Consider the following 16,145-nt stretch of genomic DNA (forward strand, 5'->3'; position numbering starts at 1 on the left):
GGTATGAGTATGGGCTTATGTCCGGTTGTTACTGACCTGATTAATGAAAGCAATAGTGATGAGGTTAAATATAGGGCTGTAGTTGAGCTTCTAAATATCCACACTAATACAGTGGTAGGTCGTGGGTTTGCAGTGTGTTCTAATAAAGAAAAGGGTAAGAAGTTCTTTGATGAATATGCCATTGCCTCTATGGCGCAAACAAGAGCTACCGGGAAAGCTTACCGTTTGCCTTTGGGCTTCCTGATGAAAGCCGCTGGTTACGAAGCCACACCAGCCGAAGAAATGGATTTTAACGGCAATACTCCGGAGATTAAGGTTGAACCAGCACCAGTGCAAAGAAAAGAGGAGTACGGTCCAGATGGTAAGCTCCGGGTTAATGGTCAAACTTACGAGGAGGCAAAAGCAACAGCGCAACAGCCTACCATCACTAACCCAATGGAGCAGCCTACCCACGATGCGGAAGGGAATCCGATTAATTACGCTTCTGCCAAACAAAAGGAAGAGATCATTCGCCTGTTAAACAATCCGGTTATTACCCGTCAGGAGAAAACCAAGATGCTCTTAAACATCAATAAACTGGATGAGGAAAGAGCGAATCAAGCTATTGCCAAACTTAAAAAAGTTATAGAAGCACGTGAGGCAGAATGTGGAGCTGGTGGAGGGGCTTCGGAGCCGGGGGAGTAGCAGTTCCCGGCAAAGCCTCACCGGCGCAAAAGGAACTGCTCCGGAAAACTTTACAATCCCATGTCTTTTCTGATGAAGAACGGGAGACCATTCTAAACACCATGGACTGGTACAATACCGATGAGGCTAAGGCAAATATTGATTGGGTGCTACATGAATTAAAGGAGCGCAAAAGAGCAGAAGCGGCTAATGAATTAATGAAAGTAATTGAACAAAACCGGGAGTATGTCTCTGATGAAATGTACGAGCAGCTTAAAGCTTTGTCTGAAAATAAGGACACTCCGCCTTCAAAGTATTTCCAAATAAAAGAAGAGTTTCTGATGGAGGTTGCAGATTTATCCATGGAAGCTTATCCAAATCAATAATCAAGTTTCAACCCTTAAAGATTAATAATCTATGAAAGCAAAGAGCATGATGCCTAAAGCGAAGCGCCGGAGGTACTTCCTGCATGCGGAGTTAAAAAAGACTCTAAAAGTGGATGTTAAAAACAGAGTTATTTATAAAAAAGACAATCTGGAGCTTGATGATCAGACCAGGATTTACCTTAAAGAGCTTCTTGATTTCGGGTATATATGTCAATTAACCTTCTAACTAAAATGTCTAATAATAACATTAATAAGAGTGACACCTTTAAAGCCGTCACTACCGGCCAAGTCTTTACCCTTATTAGAAAGGATAAGGATATACTAACTTTTCAATATACCCATACTTTCCAGACCAATATCAAAGATGCTGAAAGGCAACTACGGTTCGGTTCCTGGAAGAAACTGGAATCAAAATCATAAATCAAAAATAAGTTATGAAACTAAAAATATTTGACTTAAACAATTCCCCATCTGGAAGAAACGGAAGAGCTTTTATTCATCTGACCAACAAGGGTATTTTTACCATCAACGTGCCAGCCGCTCAGGCATTAAAATTATCCAATGATGATAAAGTAAAGCTAGCTCAGGATGAAGAGAATCCTAGCGACTGGTGTCTGATTCTTGCACCTAAAGATGTAGCTGCATTCCCGGTACGCAAGAAGGGTCTTGGTTCTTATGTCTTTAACAATACTGGCGTTGCTAAGCTGATTTATGAATCTTTGAAAGCTGGAGACAAGGCCTTAAGAATTCCACTTACCGAGCAGCCGGAAGAAGTTGAAGGGGTGAAGCTTTATCCTCTGGTTACCAAAGCGGCCTTAAAGAAATAGTCCGGTGAAAAAGCAAGGCAATCAACTTACATTATTCAGCAAACATGTTGAGGCTCCGATAGTGCCCGAATGGCCAAATTTTGAAAGGCTGAACATGGTTGCTGACTTCCTGCAAAGCACAAAGGAGTTTGCCCAAATCGACATGTATAATACCATGCTGATTTGTCCTTTGGTCTTCCCAACCGATTGGCAGCTTATTCATCAACCGGCAGCAAACAGATATGAAGCTTATGATTATTGCATTATAGCCGAGTTTAAAAATTCTACCCTGTCAAATGTGAATAAGGAAATACAATCGGGTATGAAGTATTTCAATCTGTCTGAAGCTCAGTATGGGCATTTGTTTTGGGTATTCCAAGATACTGAAGTATTCGGAGGTAGCTACTTAAACCTGCTTACCCCAAAAGAAAAATTCATTCAAAACATTAAAATTTTCTGCGGTGAAAAAGACGCACAACAAGCAGCATGAGCATACACGAAGAATCAAATGTAATAACCCAGGCAGTAGACAAGGCTATTTGGAGCTTTAGCTATAGGGGTATGAAGGAGAAGCCTATTCTTCATTTCTATATCCATCCTTCAGGCCGGGTTTATTACATAACTGATGTAATCCCATTCTATGAGGTAGGCTATTATTATGATGGCAAGCTTTGGGAAAGAGTGGTTATTGAATCGGATTACATTGAGAAGCATCCGGAAGTTTATGTGAAAACTTTCATTAAACCTGAACAACGCAAAGAAGCATAGTTATGGCCAGACCAAAGAAGATAGGGTTAGAATACTTTCCGCTGGATTGCCAGATGGATGATAAGGTTGAAATGTTGGAGGCAGAACATGGGTTAATTGGCTTTGCTGCCTACGTCAAACTTTTACAGGAAATCTATCAAACCGAGGCTGGTGAACTGGATATGAATATTGCTTTACGATGGAAAACCTTGGCTAAATCTTTTGGCATTAACCATGAAGAACTAACCGCTATGGTTCAAACTATGCTGGAGATTGACTTATTCAATAAGCAGGAATTTGAAACCCGTAAAGTCCTTACCTCTACTGGTATTCAAAAGCGAATTTCTAAGGTGGATGATCTTAGAAAAAAGGAAAGAGGCCGGAAAACCACTGAAAACGGGAGTTTTCCAGATGGAAAACATGCGGAAAACCCCACAGAACCAGAATTATCCGGCGGAAAACATGCGGAAAAGTGCACAAAAGGAAAAGGAAAAGGAAAAGATACTACCGTATCTAAAAAGGAAACATCTAAAGATGATGATGAAGGAAAGCAACCATCATCATCAGAACCGGAAAAAGTTTTGGGTTATGTTGGAGAAACTCTAAAGCCTTTCCAACCTCCTTCCGACTATCAGCAAAAAAAAGCTGCGCACACTGGGGGGGCGGGGCTAACTGATTCGGTTGCCCATCCTTTCCGGGAATCACCGCTGTTTGACAAAGAAAAGTTTCGGCTGGCCATGGAACGGGAAGGCTTTGAAACCTTGGACCCGGATTACTACCACGGCATTTTGCGGAACTGGTCTGAGTTAGGCACCAAATTACGACCCGGTGAGCAGCTTTCTCACAACTGGCTTCGGGAGCTAAGAAACTTTATCCAACGGGATAAGAGCGAAAACAAGCTTCGTCTCAAGAAAGAAAAGCCAGCTAAAGCCTTACGCATTACATCCACTGATACAAACATTAACTACGATGAGCTATCAAAACAATACGGTTATACAGGGTAGATTTGATTATTGCGCCGCCGAAATAGTACCCGGCTTTACCATCGACGACTCCAACCGAAAAGTAATAGACCTGCTTTGTCAGTACCTGACGGCTGATGCTGCTTTTGAAACCAACGGTAACATGCTAGGCCGTGGCTTATTTTTGGCCGGCACGGTTGGCAGTGGTAAGACTGACCTCATGCGGATTGTGCAACGCTACTTCTGGTATGCCAAGGATGCCCGGCAGTTTGCTTTCATGAGCATGATTGACTACAGCCGCCAATATGCCAAGACCGAAGGAGGGGAAGGTGATGTACTGGATCGTTTCAGAAACCGCCATTTGTTCCTGGATGAGTTTGGAATGATTGATGAGAAGACCGGCCTGAGGAAATACGAACTCATTACCAGCTACGGCACCAAACTGGATTTAGGGGAGATGGTGATTTTAAGCCGCTACAATGAGTTTAAAAAGGGCTACCTAACCCATCTTACCACCAACCTTACATTAAGCGAACTGGAGCAGCAATATGACTCCAGAACGGTAAGCCGGATACGGGAGATGTGCAACATAATTCCGGTAGTTGGTCCTGATCGTCGGCCACTGGCTAAACCAAGGCTCCAGGTGCAACCACCGAAACCGGAAGAAACTGGTAATGTCATGCAGTTGCTGCCACTGATTCAGCAGATTTATCCGGAACAGGCTAAGCAGCTAAAGAACACCATTGAGCACATTGCTGCTAAGCAGAGCATAACTACTGCCAAAGAAAAGCCTAAGCCTAAACCAGAATCTACCTATGAAAGCTGGATGGTACGATTTAAGGAATCCTTGCCCGAAATTGAAGGTGATGAGCTATCCAAGCTTTTAAAAGAAGCTGAGCTCAAGCAAAGCCATGAGATTGCTGCTGTCATCAGAAGCGAGTTTCAGAGAAGGATGGAAGCGGAGGAGGCAGTAAATCAGGTAACGAATGTTTAAATTTTATAACTTAAAGCAATAACTATGACTTTTAATATTAATGAAGCCCAAGCCAAAAAGCTAAAGGAATGGCAAAACGCCTTAAAACTTATTTATGGTGAGGTTGGGATACTTGTTTATAAGTTTACACCAAACGGAATACATGTTAATGTGGAGGTTTATAGTGAAAATGCAAGAGCAAGTATAGACATAACCGATTCAGATAATTTTTAAAATTTGTACCCCTATAACTTAAAGCAAATTAGAATTTGGGCGTTGCCTACGGCCCGTGCTGTTACAGGCTCCGCTTCGCTACGGTGCTACGCACTAAACCTTTCACATCAACTAACGCAAAAACTTAAAATATGAAACCAATACACGCTAAACCATCACTTTACGCATATTATTTTGAAGTACTCAAGAAAATAGCTTTAAAGTATGGGTATAATTTGGTTTTACATGGAAGTTTAAACAGGGATTTAGATTTAATCGCTATCCCGTGGGAAAAGGATTTAGGCGACTGCGATGTAATGATAAATGAATTTGCAGAACATTTGGGAGGTGAAGTAATGCAACAAAGTGAGGCGTCAAAGCATTGTTTCCCACATGGGAGAATGAGCTATGTTGTTAACCTAAATCGGTCGGGTAAATGGAATAATTATCAAGATGCCCAGTATTACTTAGATATTTCAGTAATTCCTCCTAATAAAAATAATTTTTAACCCCTATAAATTACTAAAATGGAATTAAAAGATAATCCTAACGGTACAGAATCGCGTGAAACTTTTTTAGAGGCATTAAAAAGATATAAACCACCTAAAATTTGGCCTTTGTGCTGCGAAGTACCCGATGATGAATCCATCCGGTTATGTCCGGAGTGCGGAGAGAATTTTAAAACATTAAAAAAGGAACAAGAAAATATGCCGCAAATAATTATAAATACAAAACTGGTATTCATTGAAGATTACAGGTTTAATGAGCCTTTAAGAGATATTATAGAAAGAGCCAAATCGCAAACCCCTTATAAAGACACTGACATTAGTAACTGGGCTGTAGTAAGCGGTTTAAATCCTGCCGCAGAAATTGATTTAGATAGAAGATTTCAATGGTGCTACGGCCAAATATTTGTTAATCCACCAATAGGAGCAGGCGCTTAATTTATACCCCTATAACTTAAAGCAATAACCATGACACAAGAACAAATAGATAATAACCTAACCACCACTTTAAAAAAGGGGGATAAGGTGATAATGTATAATTGCCTTGAAGGTGATTCTTATAAAGACAAGATTTGGATTTGTAAAACAGATAGCTTCCTGTACCCTTATGGGGATAAAGAAGAAATGGTTTTTCTGGAAGGGTTTTCAGGATGCTTTGTAACCGAATATTTGAAAAAAGATTTACCCCTATAACTTAAAGCAATAATGGAAGAAAATTTAAAAAAGAGATTAAGTCAAGCTAAACTAAGGTTATCTATTTTAGAACATACCCTAAAGCATTGCGCCCTTTTGCGGCACCAATTCGAGGATACTTTAATAAGGCGTAATTTATGTATTGAAGAAATTGATTATTTGGAAAACAAATTTCTAGCCCCTATAACTTACTAAAATGGAATTAACCAAAGACCAAATTTATCAATTAGCACTAAAACAATACCCTATAAATAACAACGATGTAATTGAATCCGATTTAATAGATTCAAGAATAGCATTTGCGCGGGGTTTTAAAGCTAATCCGAATACCTATACCAAAGAAGAAGTGCAGGAAATAATAAACCGGCAATTAGAAGTAGCGGCAGAAGAAGCCTGTACGGAAGATGTTCCACCGCCCTACTATGACCCTGTTTATGAAGTTGACAAAAAATCAATTCTTAATTGTACCCGAATAGATTTTTAACGAATTGCATTAAAACCACAACAACCAACTCCCTTGCAGAAATAAAGCAATGAAAACCAGCCAAGACCTGATTACTCAAATTGATAAGCTGCTGGCACAACTCGATAAAGAACTGGATAAGCTGGATGGCTTGGAGGTTAGAACCTGCATGAGCAGAATGAGAAAGCTCCGATTTGCTAAGGAAGTTATACTAGAAATAGTTAGTGAAAAAAATTTAAATAAGTAGTAACTATTTTTTATATATTTACAAAAGAAATTATATAAAATTGTTACGTGGCTGCACCCAAAAATAACCAGTTCTGGAAACTTAGAAGCAAGCATGGCAGAGATAAACTCTTTGCTGATGCTGCTTTGCTTTGGGATGCTGCCTGTGAATACTTTGAATGGTGTCAGAAAAATCCATACATCAAAAAAGATTGGGTAGGCAAAGATGCATTTGAAGTAAACAGAGAAACCGAGCGCCCTTTTACTCTTCATGACTTGTGTCTTTTTCTGGACTGTTCAACTTCTTATTTCAGAGAGTTTAAAAGCAATCCACCAGAACAGTCTGAAGATTTTCTGACAGTCATTACGCGCATAGAAGAAATTATCTATTCTCAGAAATTCCGTGGGGCTGTTGTTGGGCATTTTAATGCCAATATCATAGCCAGAGATTTAGGCCTGGTAGATAAACAAGAAAATAAATTAAGTGGATCAGTTGAGACGCAACAGGTCAAATTTGACAATCTGAGCTTTGAGCAATTGTACGAGCTGAAGTATGGTAGAAGACCAGACACCGCTTGACATAAGCATTAGTGCCGAATTATGCAGAAGATCCTTTTATGAGTTCTTTCTGGAGTTCTGGGAAACAATTGAGGCGGTTGAGTTAATACCCAATTGGCACATAAAGTTTATCTGTGATCAGTTACAGGAGGTTTATGAGACTTGGGAAAGTAACCAGGGGCAGGATGATGTTATTATAAACGTTCCTCCCGGTTCTTCTAAATCAACTATGGTCACTCAGTTATTCCCGGCTTGGCTATGGGTAAAGAATGCGGCTATACGAGTCATATCTTCTTCTTATGCTAAAGACCTTAGCACAGCGCATGCGGTCAAAACAAGAGACTGTCTGAAGTCTGATAAGTTTAAGTTGTACTACCCCGGCTTAATTGAATTCAAGCAGGACAGTGATGGTAAGACAGCTTACAAGAACACCAAAAAGGGAGAGCGGTTTGTTACTTCCACAGGTGGCCGGGTAACGGGTATGCATGCGGATTTTATCATTATTGATGATCCGATAAACCCGGAAGAGGCAGAAAGCAAAACGACCAGAGATACCGCTAATCGCTTTGTCTCTACAACCCTTTCAACCAGGAAGACCAACAAGAAGCGGTCTGTTACCATTCTGGTAATGCAGCGACTTCATGAGGAAGATCCTACTGGTGTTTGGTTGAAAAAGAAAAAGAACATCCGGCACATCTGCTTACCAGGTGAATTAGCTGACAATGTAAAGCCAGCTAGTGCTAAAAAATATTATAAGAACGGGTTGCTCGATGCAAACAGATTGGATAGGGAAGCTCTAGTAAAGCAAAAGGAAGATTTAGGCAGCTATGGTTATGCTGGCCAGATCGGACAAGAGCCTACTCCAGATGGGGGTGGGAAACTAAAGAAAGCTTGGTTTGGGAAAATTAACTGGCCTGACTTTTTAAAGTTATGCCAGGAGCAAAAAGAAACACCTAAATGGGAATTTGATGCTGATACGGCTTACACCAAAGATCAGCAGAATGACCCATCTGCTTTTACTGTTTCGTGCTACATCAAACCAAACTTGTACATCCGAGATGCATCAGAGCGGTGGTTAGAATTCCCTGAGCTGATTAAGACCCTGAAAGAATACATAAAAGCCAATGGGTACACCTCTCAGAGCAGGGTGTTTATTGAGCCTAAAGCTTCAGGTAAGTCAACGGTTCAAACTTTAAAAAGGGATTCGGAAATCAATGTAATTGAAGCACCTAATCCGGAATCTGACAAAGTGGTTAGGGTAAACAGCATAGCGCCATTTGTGGAGGCTGGCCGGGTTATCCTGATAGATGGAAGTTGGAACGAAGCCTTTATTGATCAGTGTGCAGGGTTCCCGAGAGCAGCACATGATGATATGGTAGACTGTTTGGTTCAGGCAGTCAATAGAGTATCTGAGCCTAAAAAGAAAGTGAAAGTAGCTGGAATTAGACATAACAGATAGCCATGAAAGCAACATCCTTTTTAGAGCTGGTTTACCGGATTCACCAGGCTACCAGCATCAGAGAGCTCAGGGTGATAGATCGGATGCTTAGTATTTACCGCAAACGGATACCGCTGTTAAGGCTGGTAATCCTCCGGAATAAGATTTATGATAAGAAAGTGGAATTAAACCCGAAACGCCAAAAGGTATGATAGGTTCCTTACCAGACAGAGAGATAATAGTTGTATGCACTGGAGGTATTGCGCGTGAGATAGGATATATGGTAAACCATCATATTCTTACTCCAACTGCAAGTGAGATTACCTTAGTAGACAAAGCGCCTATTAAAATACCAGTTAAAGCAAGGGTTGATCTTGAATATAAACCAGTAAAGAAGTACCCAAAGCCTAAAAGCAAATACCATAACTAAATGCTAAACCTCACCCTGAAAGACACCAGCGGCAATACCTACCCGGTTAACGTGCATACCAGCTGGCATGATGTGACCGTGTTGCAGTTTGCGCAGACACAAGGCAAGAGCCAATTGGAGACCGTGGCTATTCTGTTAGGCTTGTCCTTGGAACAGGTGATGCAGATAGATATGGCTTACCTGAATGTGCTATTGGAGGCTATGAAGTTTTTACAGGAGCCGATGCCGGAACCGTCTGATTCTTCTTTCCCTAAAAATGTGGGATTGGAAAGCATTGGTCAGATGGAGCTTTGCAAGAAGTTTATTGAGCTGTATGAGGGTGGCACCATGTGGGACTTAGCGCCTTACATCTATGCCATTTACTGCTTTAAAGATCGCTACAGCATGGAAGCTGCTTTTGCTTCTTTATCAGGGTTTCCAAGTGAGTTAGTACTGGAAGCACAGCAATTGCCCATACCCAAAGTGTATAGTGCCATTGTTTTTTTTTCGAGTCGCTACACCGGGTTCAAACTGCTTACGCTCCGGTATTATCACGAGAACCTGAAGGTGATGAGGTTGCGGCAGGCATTGAAGAACTAGCGGCCATGTTTGGCTTTTTTGGGGCTGTGGTAAATAAATGCGCCGGTCAACCATGGAAGTACAAAAAGCTGCTGGAAACACAGGCAGAGGTCTATTACACCACCACTGCTTACGAGGTTAAACTGGATGATTACCATAAGGAATTACATAAGATAAAGAACCCTAAACAACCATAACACCATGAAGAAGCTCTTGCTATTTCCGTTAATTCTTCCCCTTTGCATTGTTGGTCCTATTGCCATTGTCAGCGTGGGTATTGTGGTGGTAGTGGTTTACCTGGCAGATCAGGCCAAGTTCAATGAATAGCCATGAAAGAGGCCGTTGAAATATTCCTGATGCTGGTGGTTGTGGTGGTGCTGGTAGCTCTGATTTGGGAAACAGCTCAATTCACAGCAACCCAGAAAGATGCCAAGACCGCAATGGTAGAGGCCTTGCGAGAGAATGAGAAAAAGGCTGGTTTTATGGGAAGTGATTACAGAGCCAGCTATAAGTTTTATAAAGAGGGGGTGTTGGATGTGGCAAAGAAATTAGGCATACGAATTAAACCAGAAGAATATAAATAGTGAAAGCATCAGAAGCAAAAATATTAGCTAGCAAGGCTCTGGAGAAAACGAGGTTGGTTGAGCAGCAACAGCTAAATGGAATTTATGAAGACATTCAAATAGCTGCCGACAAAGGAGAACTGGCTATAACTATTGATAGGTTAACCTCTTGGCAAGTGGCTGAATTAAAGGGATCTGGGTATTCTGTAAAAAGCCGTAGTTCCGGCTATAATGAAAGCGAATATGTTATTGATTGGTCTAATCCTGACGCTCCCACTTCCAAGGATGTAACAGATTATTACAACAAATAACCCATGACCACCACCGAACTAAAAGCCAAGATTGCTACTGCTGCCATGTTAGCCTTAGCGGATTATGCCAATGAGCAGGATCTGGAGGTTGCTGGTACTTATATCTACGGAGACGAACTTAACAAAACGCTTTCCTATAATCTGCCATTGCCGCATATCTATTGCTTACCAATAGACATAATTAAAACCAGCAGAATAATAGAGTGGCCGGATATCACATTCTTCTTTTTAGATCAGGATACTATGGATAGTTCACCTGAGCAAATGGATTCAATAAAAAACAGAATGGAGAGGTTAGCAGATTTATTCAGAACTAATCTGATAGAAGATTCTGATGAGTTTGATGATGACATACCCTTTCCGCTTAAGCATGTAACCCGGTCTGAACTAGGAGTGCTTTCTGGCTACTACTGCATTATTAACCTTAAATCAGTTGTTGGATGCTAAAACTATCCGAGCAAATACTGGAAGAGTGGGGACGGGAAGCTGTGGCTATGATTCAGGAGAACATACGGAGCATGCCGGTTACCTGGTTTGGTGCTATGAATGCCAGTGGCAAAACAGCCGAATCTGTACGCTTTGAAGTCAGCACCGAGGGATTAAAAGTCTATGCCCTCAAACACATCTTTGTTGTGGAGACCGGAAGAAAAGCAGGTAAGTTTCCGCCCATATCCGTGATCCGGCAATGGATAGATGATAAGCCGATTATCCCAAAAGGGAAGATCAGTAAGAACAGTTTAGCCTTTTTAATAGCCCGATCCATAGCCAAAAAAGGAACAGTCCTGCATCAGATGGGTGGCAAGAGTGGCATCCTGACCAATGTAATTAACCAGGAGCGGCTAAGCAAATTGAAAAACCAACTCCTATTTGAATTGAATACAGTTTTTAGATCAACCTTATTAGAAGCAACTGCCTAGATGGCTATAATCGCACAAAGAGACTGGGGTAATTACCGCTTTACAATTGAACAGAACGGGAATACCATCTCTGTTACTTATGTTTTTACCGATGCGGAAACGGAGTTGATCGTTCGGCTCCGGCGCGTAGCTGATAACACCATTGTAGGCGCTGAAACGTTCCCGGTGAACTCATCCGGCTTTGCTTCTACGTCCTTTCCTGATCTGGAGCCGGGAAGCTACTACGTAGAAACCACCGCGCCACCAGATGGAACGGTAGGAGATAGCGCACACATTACCGTAGAAAGTACTGGCAGTGAAACACCCGGCGGTGAAGAACCGGAAATACCCGAAACACCAGGCACTGGTACGGCACCAGCTACCAAGTACCATGCCGTAGGGGGTGTATTGTCTAATCCGATTGAATATAAACTAAGCTTTGGGGTTACGGATAGCAACGGTGAGGCTAAGATTAACCACCATGTCAAGGTTAATATCTACCGGGAAAAGGAAACGCAACCCTTTGCAAAGACTAGGCAACGCATCCGCAATGGGGAAGCGGTAGTAGATGTATCCGAGTACGTAAAAGTACTGGTTAACTCTAATCCGGCTTTTAGCCCGGAGCAAATAATATCTGTAGATACAGCTCCCTTAGCTGGTTTTTACATTGGCTTTGAGGAACACTTTGGCGAAACCGTACTGCCAGAGGTAAAGATCAGCACCGTCCGATATGCGGTGAATGCAGCCTTACAAACTTTGGATGGTAATTATGACCATTGGGTAGTTAATGCACCAGGCAGTATCAAAGAACTGGTAACGCTATTCAAGGAGCCGGTGAAGTTTCCCGGTTATCCGTGCAGCTTAGGTATCATCATTGACGAAACGCTGAAAGGTACGGCTTTATATTTCCAGCGCCGGTATTTAGATATTAACCGGGAAGAACTGCAAATCAAAAGTACTTTAATCGACGAAACCCTTTACGGTAAATACACCCGGTTTGCTATTACCGATAGCATGGCCTCCTGTGCTTATTTTATTGAAGCCTCTATTACCGATACCAACATCAATACCGAAGGCACTTGCCCGGATGAATCTTACGAAATACCTGATGATCCTGATAATCCTGAAACTATGCCGGAAAGTGTAGCCATTACTGATGTAGTATTGAACGGTACTACGCTTGTTATATCAGCCATACCTTTTAACACCACTAAGGCTATTGAGTACCGGCTTAATGCTGGTAGCTGGCAGGCGTCGACGGTGTTTGCTGATTTAGCACCGGGTAAATACAATGCTATGGCCCGGCTGCAAGGAACTAGCATTACAGATATGTGGCCTTCTACTATGGAAATTAAACCGGAAGACAGCGAAACCCCAACTAGTTCTTTAGTTCCTAGCAAATGGGGCTGGTCTGCTGCTGACCCTTACGGCTCTTTAGCTGGTGGCAATGATATTATTGCTTACCAGGGAGAGGCAACCTATGGGAATAATGCGAAGATTGAAGCTGATTACCATTTGATGCCGAGCCAGTCTTATGCTGTGCTGAGGGTACCGTCGACGCATGCACCATTAACTAGCTGGCAGGATACCGGAAGCCTTATTAATGCCGGAACTATCCCGGATCAGATATTTAGAGCTGGCTTAACCGTGGGTAACTATACCTACTATGTATCCAGAGTACCATTAGATTTCAGTACCGGTCCTACTCACCGCGTAATTTTTAACTAGCATGACATATATCGCAAGCGAACACGCAACCGCTTCCAAACCTTACGGGCTTTCTCAGGGTGTTCCAACCGATGCCCGGAGTTATTTCTACGATAAAACCTTATTCCAGTACCGGCCTTATGCCAGTACGGCTGAGGTTTTAGCTTACCTGAATACGGCTAATAAACGGGGTGGCAACTTCTCTATTTTCATTCTGGAAGAAGGTGAAGTAAAAGAATACTGGTTTCGGGATGGGGTGGCTGATACGGATTTAGTAGAAAAGCTTGGTGCGGAAGGGTTGGAAGGGCCTATTGGTCCGCAAGGAATCCAAGGAGAGCAAGGTTTGCCAGGGGAACCAGGACCAGCCGGGCCACAAGGAGAAACTGGTGAGCAAGGGGCCTCTGGTGCTGCTTATAAAATTATTGGTGAGTTAGCCAGTGAGGCAGATTTGCCTTGCAGTGGTTGCGGTAATGATGCTTATATTATTCCGAATCCCAACGATGGTTTAAAACATATCTGGGTATGGGTGCCAGGTCTAGCCCAATGGTCTGACTTAGGGCCGGTTTCCGGTTTACCCGGCCCACAAGGCCCGGCTGGTCCAACGGGGGCACAAGGCGCCACTGGTCCACAGGGCATTCAAGGTGTACAGGGTGTCCAAGGCTTACAAGGGCCGCAGGGTGTTAAGGGTGATAAAGGAGCTTCCGGTGATCAGGGGCCAATGGGTCCGGCTGGAGCTGCCGGGGCAATTGGTGCTACCGGTGCCAAAGGAGATCAGGGTTTGCCCGGACCACAGGGTCCAATTGGGGCTACAGGTCCGCAAGGCGCCACCGGTCCGGCTGGTATTCAGGGTGCTCAGGGTATACCTGGTGTGCAAGGTCCGAAGGGTGACAAAGGCGATAAGGGTGATGTTGGACCGCAAGGGCCTCAGGGTATCCAAGGTGTACAAGGCGCTACTGGTTTACAAGGCCCGGCTGGCTTAAGCCTGAATCCAAGAGGCCCATGGGTGCAGGGCATGACTTTGCAAAAGGGTGATTATGTTAATCATCTGAATGGCTTGTATGTGTATTATGGCGAAGCCTCTTATGTATCCAATACTGCACCGGGTGAAGATCAGACTAAATTTTCTGGTATTGAAGCGCCGCAAGGTCCGGCTGGTCCGCAAGGTTTGCAAGGTCCAACAGGTGCTACGGGCCCACAGGGAGAGCCTGGCCAGATAGGGGCACAAGGACCACAGGGTGAAACAGGTCCGCAAGGCTTGCAAGGCCCGGCTGGTGTTCAGGGCGAAAAAGGCGAAACCGGTGCTACGGGGCCACAAGGCATCCAAGGCCCAAAAGGCGATAAGGGAGATACCGGTTCTACTGGTTCTACTGGTTCTAAAGGTGATACCGGTATTCAAGGTCCGCAAGGCATCCAAGGCTTAACTGGTCCCAAAGGAGATAAAGGCGAAGATGGAGCTACTGGCCCGGCTGGTCCACAAGGCTTGCAGGGTACTCAGGGCTTAACCGGTCCTAAGGGAGATACCGGTGCTACTGGCCCACAAGGGTTAACCGGTCCGCAGGGTATTGCTGGTCCTAAGGGAGATACCGGTGCACAAGGTTCAGTAGGCCCGCAGGGTATTCAGGGAGAAACTGGCCCGATGGGTCCACAAGGTTTGCAAGGGCCAATAGGTCCACAAGGTTTGCAAGGGCCATCCGGATTAAGTTTAAATCCAAGAGGCCCGTGGGTGCAAGGAATGACTGTAGCCAAAGGTGATTATGTAGACCACAACAATGGCTTATATGTTTACTATGGGGAGAATCCTTATGTATCCAATACCGCACCTGCTTCTGATCCCGGAAACTTTTCGGGGATTGAGGCACCACAAGGTCCAATAGGTCCTCAGGGCTTACAAGGTCCTGCCGGTCCTGTTGGACCACAAGGCCCTCAGGGTATCCAAGGTATAGCTGGCCCAACTGGTGCTAAAGGTGACACCGGCCAGCAAGGTCCGCAAGGTATCCAGGGGCCTAAAGGAGATAAAGGTGATACTGGTTCTCAAGGGCCGCAAGGTGCTCAAGGTTTGCAAGGGCCAATAGGCGCAACAGGTGCTACTGGTTCAACTGGTGCGCAAGGGGCAAAAGGTGATAAGGGCGACAAAGGCGATCAGGGTTTGCAAGGGCCGCAAGGTTTACAAGGGCCGCAAGGCTTGAAAGGAGATAGAGGTTTTACCGGCTTTACAGGCCCACAAGGACCGTCTGGCCCTACCGGCATGCGTGGCCCGATTGGTTTAACAGGTCCTCCTGGTCCAAAAGGTGATCCCGGCTTAGGGTTTAACTATCGCGGGCACTGGAAGCAAGGTGAAACGTACTGGCCGCGTGATGTGGTTACAGCTCCACACATTGATTTTCCCTACCGGTTGACCAACTACGTGTATGCGCATGAGTCTATGAATTATTTCATAGCAGAATATCAGCCGCATACATCGCCAAACCATTGGGCTATGTTGGAAGGGATTCAGGGGCCTCCGGGTATACCTGGAACTGTCTTTGTTCCCTGGTATGCTGGCATGTCGGTAAACCAAGGTGAAGTTGTGTACGACTTTCTGGACAATTTTTACTTTGCTAAAGCAACTGTGGCAAGTAACGACTTCCAAACATTAGCGGACTTTGCCGAGGCTTATCCAGAATACTTAGTCCGGTTTAATGTTAACGGCGAAGGTGGTTCAAATGAAGGCCCAGGGAGTGCTGATATAGCTAACAGGGATTTAGTTGTGCGTCAAGTACAAGGCTCAGATAGCTTTGTATTAACAGACCGGGGCAATTTAGTTGAAACCAATTCGGTAGGAGAAAACACCCTAACTATACCTCCTTATTCAGATGTGCCTTTCCCCAAAGGAGCGCAGCTAATGGTGTTACAGGTTGGAGGTGGTCGGACCACTATTGCAGGAGGCAACGGTGTACTGTTAAATCAGAAAGATTCCGCTTTTAAAACCTCCGGGCAATATGCCGCCGCTACTTTGGTACAAAGGGAATTAGATGTGTGGGTATTGTTTGGTGATTTAGCACAATAAG

Annotated in this window: 27 protein-coding genes; all 27 read left to right on the top strand. The window is 43.8% G+C overall.

Annotated elements, in window-relative coordinates; genetic code table 11:
* A partial coding sequence (locus tag ADHAQ_RS25875; protein WP_342667288.1) for a hypothetical protein occupies window positions 1-684 on the top strand: 684 nt, incomplete at its 5' end.
* On the top strand, window positions 645-1,049 hold the full coding sequence (locus ADHAQ_RS0115040) for a hypothetical protein (RefSeq protein WP_026463637.1): 405 nt from the start codon (window positions 645-647) through the stop codon (window positions 1,047-1,049). The genes ADHAQ_RS25875 and ADHAQ_RS0115040, both read left to right, overlap by 40 nt.
* Before the next feature lie 31 nt (window positions 1,050-1,080).
* Window positions 1,081-1,275, top strand: a complete 195-nt coding sequence (locus tag ADHAQ_RS0115045; RefSeq protein ID WP_026463638.1) for a hypothetical protein — start codon at window positions 1,081-1,083, stop codon at window positions 1,273-1,275.
* A gap of 5 nt (window positions 1,276-1,280) precedes the next feature.
* Window positions 1,281-1,469, top strand: a complete 189-nt coding sequence (locus ADHAQ_RS0115050) for a hypothetical protein (RefSeq protein ID WP_026463639.1) — start codon at window positions 1,281-1,283, stop codon at window positions 1,467-1,469.
* A gap of 14 nt (window positions 1,470-1,483) precedes the next feature.
* Window positions 1,484-1,876 carry a hypothetical protein gene (locus tag ADHAQ_RS0115055; protein ID WP_026463640.1) on the top strand — a complete coding sequence of 131 codons (393 nt, stop codon included), beginning with the start codon at window positions 1,484-1,486 and terminating at the stop codon, window positions 1,874-1,876.
* Between the two features lie 4 nt (window positions 1,877-1,880).
* On the top strand, window positions 1,881-2,345 hold the full coding sequence (locus tag ADHAQ_RS0115060; protein WP_026463641.1) for a hypothetical protein: 465 nt from the start codon (window positions 1,881-1,883) through the stop codon (window positions 2,343-2,345).
* Window positions 2,342-2,623 carry a hypothetical protein gene (locus tag ADHAQ_RS0115065; protein WP_026463642.1) on the top strand — a complete coding sequence of 94 codons (282 nt, stop codon included), beginning with the start codon at window positions 2,342-2,344 and terminating at the stop codon, window positions 2,621-2,623. Before ADHAQ_RS0115060 ends, ADHAQ_RS0115065 begins: the two co-directional genes overlap by 4 nt.
* 2 nt (window positions 2,624-2,625) lie before the next feature.
* Window positions 2,626-3,606, top strand: a complete 981-nt coding sequence (locus ADHAQ_RS27310; protein WP_026463643.1) for a DUF4373 domain-containing protein — start codon at window positions 2,626-2,628, stop codon at window positions 3,604-3,606.
* Entirely contained in the window at window positions 3,572-4,558 is a 987-nt protein-coding gene (locus tag ADHAQ_RS27315) for a P-loop NTPase family protein (protein ID WP_026462599.1), read from the top strand. The genes ADHAQ_RS27310 and ADHAQ_RS27315 overlap by 35 nt, the downstream gene beginning before the upstream one ends.
* Before the next feature lie 24 nt (window positions 4,559-4,582).
* On the top strand, window positions 4,583-4,771 hold the full coding sequence (locus tag ADHAQ_RS0115080) for a hypothetical protein (protein ID WP_026462598.1): 189 nt from the start codon (window positions 4,583-4,585) through the stop codon (window positions 4,769-4,771).
* Between the two features lie 131 nt (window positions 4,772-4,902).
* Entirely contained in the window at window positions 4,903-5,259 is a 357-nt protein-coding gene (locus tag ADHAQ_RS25890) for a hypothetical protein (protein WP_034256698.1), read from the top strand.
* Between the two features lie 18 nt (window positions 5,260-5,277).
* Window positions 5,278-5,694, top strand: a complete 417-nt coding sequence (locus ADHAQ_RS0115090; RefSeq protein ID WP_026463644.1) for a hypothetical protein — start codon at window positions 5,278-5,280, stop codon at window positions 5,692-5,694.
* 30 nt (window positions 5,695-5,724) lie between these two features.
* Window positions 5,725-5,949 carry a hypothetical protein gene (locus ADHAQ_RS0115095; protein ID WP_034256850.1) on the top strand — a complete coding sequence of 75 codons (225 nt, stop codon included), beginning with the start codon at window positions 5,725-5,727 and terminating at the stop codon, window positions 5,947-5,949.
* 196 nt (window positions 5,950-6,145) lie between these two features.
* Entirely contained in the window at window positions 6,146-6,433 is a 288-nt protein-coding gene (locus tag ADHAQ_RS0115105; protein ID WP_026463647.1) for a hypothetical protein, read from the top strand.
* Between the two features lie 49 nt (window positions 6,434-6,482).
* Complete coding sequence (locus ADHAQ_RS28145) at window positions 6,483-6,659, top strand: hypothetical protein (protein WP_157433431.1); 177 nt, start codon at window positions 6,483-6,485, stop codon at window positions 6,657-6,659.
* Window positions 6,660-6,706: 47 nt separating this feature from the next.
* Window positions 6,707-7,216, top strand: a complete 510-nt coding sequence (locus ADHAQ_RS25895; RefSeq protein ID WP_051359951.1) for a terminase small subunit — start codon at window positions 6,707-6,709, stop codon at window positions 7,214-7,216.
* Complete coding sequence (terL, locus tag ADHAQ_RS25900; RefSeq protein WP_051359952.1) at window positions 7,191-8,654, top strand: phage terminase large subunit; 1,464 nt, start codon at window positions 7,191-7,193, stop codon at window positions 8,652-8,654. Before ADHAQ_RS25895 ends, terL begins: the two co-directional genes overlap by 26 nt.
* Window positions 8,655-8,656: 2 nt before the next feature.
* Window positions 8,657-8,845 carry a hypothetical protein gene (locus ADHAQ_RS0115125; RefSeq protein WP_026463648.1) on the top strand — a complete coding sequence of 63 codons (189 nt, stop codon included), beginning with the start codon at window positions 8,657-8,659 and terminating at the stop codon, window positions 8,843-8,845.
* 218 nt (window positions 8,846-9,063) lie between these two features.
* Window positions 9,064-9,642 carry a hypothetical protein gene (locus ADHAQ_RS0115135; protein ID WP_026463650.1) on the top strand — a complete coding sequence of 193 codons (579 nt, stop codon included), beginning with the start codon at window positions 9,064-9,066 and terminating at the stop codon, window positions 9,640-9,642.
* Window positions 9,643-9,647: 5 nt separating this feature from the next.
* Window positions 9,648-9,818: a hypothetical protein gene (locus ADHAQ_RS28150; RefSeq protein WP_157433432.1), complete on the top strand. Its 171-nt coding sequence runs from the start codon at window positions 9,648-9,650 to the stop codon at window positions 9,816-9,818.
* 4 nt (window positions 9,819-9,822) lie between these two features.
* On the top strand, window positions 9,823-9,948 hold the full coding sequence (locus ADHAQ_RS28890; protein WP_281172359.1) for a hypothetical protein: 126 nt from the start codon (window positions 9,823-9,825) through the stop codon (window positions 9,946-9,948).
* A gap of 2 nt (window positions 9,949-9,950) precedes the next feature.
* Window positions 9,951-10,205, top strand: a complete 255-nt coding sequence (locus ADHAQ_RS0115150; RefSeq protein ID WP_026463651.1) for a hypothetical protein — start codon at window positions 9,951-9,953, stop codon at window positions 10,203-10,205.
* Window positions 10,205-10,495 carry a hypothetical protein gene (locus tag ADHAQ_RS0115155; RefSeq protein WP_026463652.1) on the top strand — a complete coding sequence of 97 codons (291 nt, stop codon included), beginning with the start codon at window positions 10,205-10,207 and terminating at the stop codon, window positions 10,493-10,495. The genes ADHAQ_RS0115150 and ADHAQ_RS0115155 overlap by 1 nt, the downstream gene beginning before the upstream one ends.
* Before the next feature lie 3 nt (window positions 10,496-10,498).
* On the top strand, window positions 10,499-10,942 hold the full coding sequence (locus tag ADHAQ_RS0115160; protein WP_026463653.1) for a hypothetical protein: 444 nt from the start codon (window positions 10,499-10,501) through the stop codon (window positions 10,940-10,942).
* Complete coding sequence (locus tag ADHAQ_RS0115165) at window positions 10,936-11,412, top strand: hypothetical protein (protein WP_026463654.1); 477 nt, start codon at window positions 10,936-10,938, stop codon at window positions 11,410-11,412. Before ADHAQ_RS0115160 ends, ADHAQ_RS0115165 begins: the two co-directional genes overlap by 7 nt.
* Window positions 11,413-13,119 (top strand): hypothetical protein, encoded by a 1,707-nt coding sequence (locus tag ADHAQ_RS0115170; protein WP_026462589.1) that lies wholly within the window; start codon window positions 11,413-11,415, stop codon window positions 13,117-13,119. It abuts the gene before it with no gap.
* Between the two features lies 1 nt (window position 13,120).
* Entirely contained in the window at window positions 13,121-16,144 is a 3,024-nt protein-coding gene (locus tag ADHAQ_RS28710; protein ID WP_051359953.1) for a collagen-like domain-containing protein, read from the top strand.
* Window position 16,145: the final 1 nt, after the last annotated feature.

Origin of the sequence: Adhaeribacter aquaticus DSM 16391 (genome assembly GCF_000473365.1) — a bacterium.
In the GTDB taxonomy this organism is placed as follows: domain Bacteria; phylum Bacteroidota; class Bacteroidia; order Cytophagales; family Hymenobacteraceae; genus Adhaeribacter; species Adhaeribacter aquaticus.

Coding starts and splice junctions, on each gene's coding strand:
- ADHAQ_RS0115065 (WP_026463642.1), top strand. CDS start 2,342: ATGAGCATACACGAAGAATCAAATGTAATAACCCAGGCAGTAGACAAG.
- ADHAQ_RS0115045 (WP_026463638.1), top strand. CDS start 1,081: ATGAAAGCAAAGAGCATGATGCCTAAAGCGAAGCGCCGGAGGTACTTC.
- ADHAQ_RS0115170 (WP_026462589.1), top strand. CDS start 11,413: ATGGCTATAATCGCACAAAGAGACTGGGGTAATTACCGCTTTACAATT.
- ADHAQ_RS0115135 (WP_026463650.1), top strand. CDS start 9,064: ATGCTAAACCTCACCCTGAAAGACACCAGCGGCAATACCTACCCGGTT.
- ADHAQ_RS25890 (WP_034256698.1), top strand. CDS start 4,903: ATGAAACCAATACACGCTAAACCATCACTTTACGCATATTATTTTGAA.
- terL (WP_051359952.1), top strand. CDS start 7,191: ATGGTAGAAGACCAGACACCGCTTGACATAAGCATTAGTGCCGAATTA.
- ADHAQ_RS0115160 (WP_026463653.1), top strand. CDS start 10,499: ATGACCACCACCGAACTAAAAGCCAAGATTGCTACTGCTGCCATGTTA.
- ADHAQ_RS28145 (WP_157433431.1), top strand. CDS start 6,483: ATGAAAACCAGCCAAGACCTGATTACTCAAATTGATAAGCTGCTGGCA.
- ADHAQ_RS0115050 (WP_026463639.1), top strand. CDS start 1,281: ATGTCTAATAATAACATTAATAAGAGTGACACCTTTAAAGCCGTCACT.
- ADHAQ_RS0115105 (WP_026463647.1), top strand. CDS start 6,146: ATGGAATTAACCAAAGACCAAATTTATCAATTAGCACTAAAACAATAC.
- ADHAQ_RS0115055 (WP_026463640.1), top strand. CDS start 1,484: ATGAAACTAAAAATATTTGACTTAAACAATTCCCCATCTGGAAGAAAC.
- ADHAQ_RS28890 (WP_281172359.1), top strand. CDS start 9,823: ATGAAGAAGCTCTTGCTATTTCCGTTAATTCTTCCCCTTTGCATTGTT.
- ADHAQ_RS0115125 (WP_026463648.1), top strand. CDS start 8,657: ATGAAAGCAACATCCTTTTTAGAGCTGGTTTACCGGATTCACCAGGCT.
- ADHAQ_RS0115095 (WP_034256850.1), top strand. CDS start 5,725: ATGACACAAGAACAAATAGATAATAACCTAACCACCACTTTAAAAAAG.
- ADHAQ_RS27310 (WP_026463643.1), top strand. CDS start 2,626: ATGGCCAGACCAAAGAAGATAGGGTTAGAATACTTTCCGCTGGATTGC.
- ADHAQ_RS28710 (WP_051359953.1), top strand. CDS start 13,121: ATGACATATATCGCAAGCGAACACGCAACCGCTTCCAAACCTTACGGG.
- ADHAQ_RS27315 (WP_026462599.1), top strand. CDS start 3,572: ATGAGCTATCAAAACAATACGGTTATACAGGGTAGATTTGATTATTGC.
- ADHAQ_RS0115040 (WP_026463637.1), top strand. CDS start 645: ATGTGGAGCTGGTGGAGGGGCTTCGGAGCCGGGGGAGTAGCAGTTCCC.
- ADHAQ_RS0115165 (WP_026463654.1), top strand. CDS start 10,936: ATGCTAAAACTATCCGAGCAAATACTGGAAGAGTGGGGACGGGAAGCT.
- ADHAQ_RS0115090 (WP_026463644.1), top strand. CDS start 5,278: ATGGAATTAAAAGATAATCCTAACGGTACAGAATCGCGTGAAACTTTT.
- ADHAQ_RS0115080 (WP_026462598.1), top strand. CDS start 4,583: ATGACTTTTAATATTAATGAAGCCCAAGCCAAAAAGCTAAAGGAATGG.
- ADHAQ_RS0115150 (WP_026463651.1), top strand. CDS start 9,951: ATGAAAGAGGCCGTTGAAATATTCCTGATGCTGGTGGTTGTGGTGGTG.
- ADHAQ_RS28150 (WP_157433432.1), top strand. CDS start 9,648: ATGTTTGGCTTTTTTGGGGCTGTGGTAAATAAATGCGCCGGTCAACCA.